At 72.8% G+C, this 3,029-nt stretch carries 3 protein-coding genes and 1 pseudogene; 3 read left to right on the top strand and 1 reads right to left on the bottom strand.

Features of this window, described 5'->3' with window-relative positions; translation table 11 throughout:
- A partial coding sequence (locus tag AC2VNT_RS05550) for a chorismate-binding protein (protein WP_486945902.1) occupies positions 1–221 on the top strand: 221 nt, incomplete at its 5' end.
- Here the strand turns inward: AC2VNT_RS05550 and rsmI are convergent.
- Positions 191–1,027 carry a 16S rRNA (cytidine(1402)-2'-O)-methyltransferase gene (gene rsmI, locus AC2VNT_RS05545; RefSeq protein WP_486945901.1) on the bottom strand — a complete coding sequence of 279 codons (837 nt, stop codon included), beginning with the start codon at positions 1,025–1,027 and terminating at the stop codon, positions 191–193. The two genes, AC2VNT_RS05550 and rsmI, sit on opposite strands and share 31 nt — an antisense overlap.
- Between rsmI and AC2VNT_RS05540 the strand changes: the two genes are divergently transcribed.
- Both AC2VNT_RS05540 and AC2VNT_RS05535 read left to right on the top strand, forming a co-directional pair.
- Positions 1,026–2,618 carry a dolichyl-phosphate-mannose--protein mannosyltransferase gene (locus AC2VNT_RS05540; RefSeq protein ID WP_486945900.1) on the top strand — a complete coding sequence of 531 codons (1,593 nt, stop codon included), beginning with the start codon at positions 1,026–1,028 and terminating at the stop codon, positions 2,616–2,618. The two genes, rsmI and AC2VNT_RS05540, sit on opposite strands and share 2 nt — an antisense overlap.
- 183 nt (positions 2,619–2,801) lie before the next feature.
- Positions 2,802–3,029 (top strand): annotated as a pseudogene (locus AC2VNT_RS05535) (hypothetical protein); the annotation flags it as partial.

The raw sequence follows: 3,029 nt of genomic DNA, 5'->3' as shown, positions 1-3,029 counted from the left end.
TGTATTGCGGCACTGTGGGTCTGGCGTCCCCGGTGGCCGGTTGCGAACTCAACGTAGCGATCCGAACGGTCGAGTTCGACGCCGCCGGCGGCGCGGTGCTCGGGGTCGGCGGCGGCATCACCGCCGACTCCGACGTGGCCGCCGAATGGCAGGAGTGCCTGTACAAGGCGGCACCGATCGTCGGCCCCGGTCAGCTGCGCGAGCGCAGCACCGCGTCGTAGAGCTCGCGCCTCGGCGGGGCGCCCGGATACGCGGCGACCACCCGGGCGCAGGCGTCCTTGACCCGCATGCCCTCGGCGGTGAGCCGGGCGACCTCGTTCACCAGGTCGGCCACCTCGGCGCGCGGGACGGCGCCGGCCACCACCACGGTGATCTCCCCCAGCACGCCGTCGGCGGCCCAGCCGGCAAGCTCGTCGAGGGTGCCGCGCAGCACCTCCTCGTGCACCTTGGTCAGCTCCCGGCAGACCACCGCGCGGCGGTCGCCGCCGAGCGTCTCGGCCGCGTCGCGCAGGCAGGCCGCCAGCCGGCGCGGCGACTCGAAGAACACGCAGGTGCGCCGCTCGGCGGCCAGCAACGCCAGCCAGGTCCGCCGCGCCGCCCGCGTGCGCGGCGCGCAGCCCTCGCAGCAGAACCGGTCGGCGGCCAGCCCGGAGCCGGCCAGCGCGGTGGTCACCACCGACGGGCCGGGCAGGCAGCTGACGGCCAGACCGGCGGCGACACACGCCGAGACCACCCGGTAGCCGGGGTCGCTGACCAGCGGCATCCCGGCGTCGCTGACCACCAGCACCGTCGCGCCGGCCTCGACCGCGGCGCGCAGCTCGGGCACTCGGGCCGCCTCGTTGGCGTCGTACAGGCTGACCACCCGGCCGGTGATCTTTACGCCGAGCGCGGCGGCCAGCGTGCGCAGCCGGCGGGTGTCCTCGGCGGCGATCACGTCGGCGCTGCCCAGCGTGGCGATCAACCGCGCCGATGCGTCGGAGGGCTGGCCCAGCGGTGTCGCGCCGAGTAACAGTCGACCACCGGTCATGCGCCACAGCCTACGATCGTCGGTTGTGACCGTGCTCCGCACCGACCCGGCCGACGTGGCCGACAACACCGCCGAACGCGCGGTCCCGGTGATCAGCCCGGACCTGCTGGTGCCGGTCGCCGATTTCGGGCCGGTCGACCGGGAGGCCGGCTGGGCGGCGACCGCGGTGGTGACCGCGCTGGCCGCGGTGACCCGGCTGGTGAACCTGGACTCGCCGACCGACGCCGGCACCCCGATCTTCGACGAGAAGCACTACGCGCCGCAGGCCTGGCAGCTGCTGCACAACCACGGCGTGGAGGACAACCCCGGCTACGGCCTGGTGGTGCACCCGCCGGTCGGCAAGCAGCTGATCGCGATCGGCGAGGCGCTGTTCGGCTACAACAGCCTGGGCTGGCGGTTCACCGGCGCGGTGCTCGGGGTGATCCTGGTGGCGCTGGTGGTCCGGATCGTCCGCCGGATCAGCCGGTCCACGCTGGTCGGCGCCGCCGCCGGGCTGCTGCTGGTCGCCGACGGCGCCAGCTTCGTGGCGGCGCGCACCGCGCTGCTGGACGGCTTCCTGACATTCTTCGTGGTCGCCGCGTTCGGTGCGCTGGTCGTCGACCGGGACCAGGTGCGGGCGCGGATGCACACCGTGCTGATCGAGGGCCGCAGCGCCGACACTCCGTGGGGTCCGCGGCTGGGGGTGCGGTGGTGGCGCTTCGGCGCCGGGGTGCTGCTCGGCCTGGCCTGCGGCACCAAATGGTCCGGGCTGTACTTCCTGGCGTTCTTCGCGGTGATGTCGCTGGCGTTCGACGTCTCGGCCCGCCGGCAGTACCGGGTGCCGCGGCCGTGGCTGGGGACGCTCCGTCGCGATCTGGGGCCGGCCACCTACACGCTGCTGGTCGTCCCGGTCGGCGTCTACCTGGCATCCTATGCGCCGTGGTTCGCCTCCGAGACCGGCATCGACCGGCACGAGGCGGGCCAGGCGATCGGCCGGGACAGCCTGGTGCCGCTGCCGGACGCGATCCGGTCGCTGTGGCACTACACCTTCGAGGCGTACCGGTTCCACTCCGGCCTGACCAACGCGGCCGGCAACTTCCACCCGTGGGAGTCCAAGCCGTGGGCTTGGCCGATGTCGCTGCGGCCGGTGCTCTACGCCATCGACCAGAAGGACGTCCCCGGCTGCGGGGCGCAGTCCTGCGTCAAGGCGGTGCTGCTGGTCGGCACCCCGGCGATCTGGTGGGTGAGCGTGCCGGTGCTCTGCTATGCCGCCTGGCGGACGCTGGTGCGCTTCGACTGGCGGTATGCGGCGCCGCTGACCGGCTACTGCGCCGGCTGGCTGCCCTGGTTCGCCGACATCGGCCGACAGATGTACTTCTTCTACGCGGTGGCGATGGCGCCGTTTCTGGTGATGATGATCGCGCTGATCCTCGGCGACATCCTCTACCAGCGACGACAGGGCGCCGAGCGGCGCACCCTGGGGCTGATCGCGGTCTGCTGCTATCTCGCGTTGGCGCTGACCAACTTCGCCTGGCTGTATCCGGTGCTCACCGGCCAGCCGATCTCGCAGTTCACCTGGAACATGGAGATCTGGCTGCCCAGCTGGGCGTAGCCCGGTGCCGGCGTCGGCCCGCACGGGCGTCGGCCCGCACGGGCGTCGGCCCGCACGGGCGTCGGCCCGCGCGGGCGTCGCTGAGATTGCGCACAGGGCTGCCGCCGCGGTTAATCCACAGCCCGGTGCGCAATCTCAACGTCTAACCCGCCACATGTCGGTGTCGCTCGCCACCATCAGGCCATGTCCGAGGTGTTCAAGGGAACCGAGGCGCTCGCTCACGGCCTCAGTCGCGCCAAACTGCGGTGGAACTACACAGCGATCTTTCCCGACGTCTACGTGCCGAGGAGGGCATCTGCGACGGTGCGGCTCAACGCTGTTGGCGCATGGCTGTGGTCGGGCCGCAACGGTGTGCTCGCCGGGCGCGCGGCGGCGGCGCTGCACGGTGCGCGGGGGGTCGACGCGGCCACC

It is taken from the genome of Mycobacterium sp. TH-M15, from assembly GCF_057473705.1.
This window is presented reverse-complemented; position numbering and strand designations above follow the sequence as displayed.

Coding starts and splice junctions, on each gene's coding strand:
- AC2VNT_RS05540 (WP_486945900.1), top strand. CDS start 1,026: ATGCGCCACAGCCTACGATCGTCGGTTGTGACCGTGCTCCGCACCGAC.
- rsmI (WP_486945901.1), bottom strand. CDS start 1,027: ATGACCGGTGGTCGACTGTTACTCGGCGCGACACCGCTGGGCCAGCCC.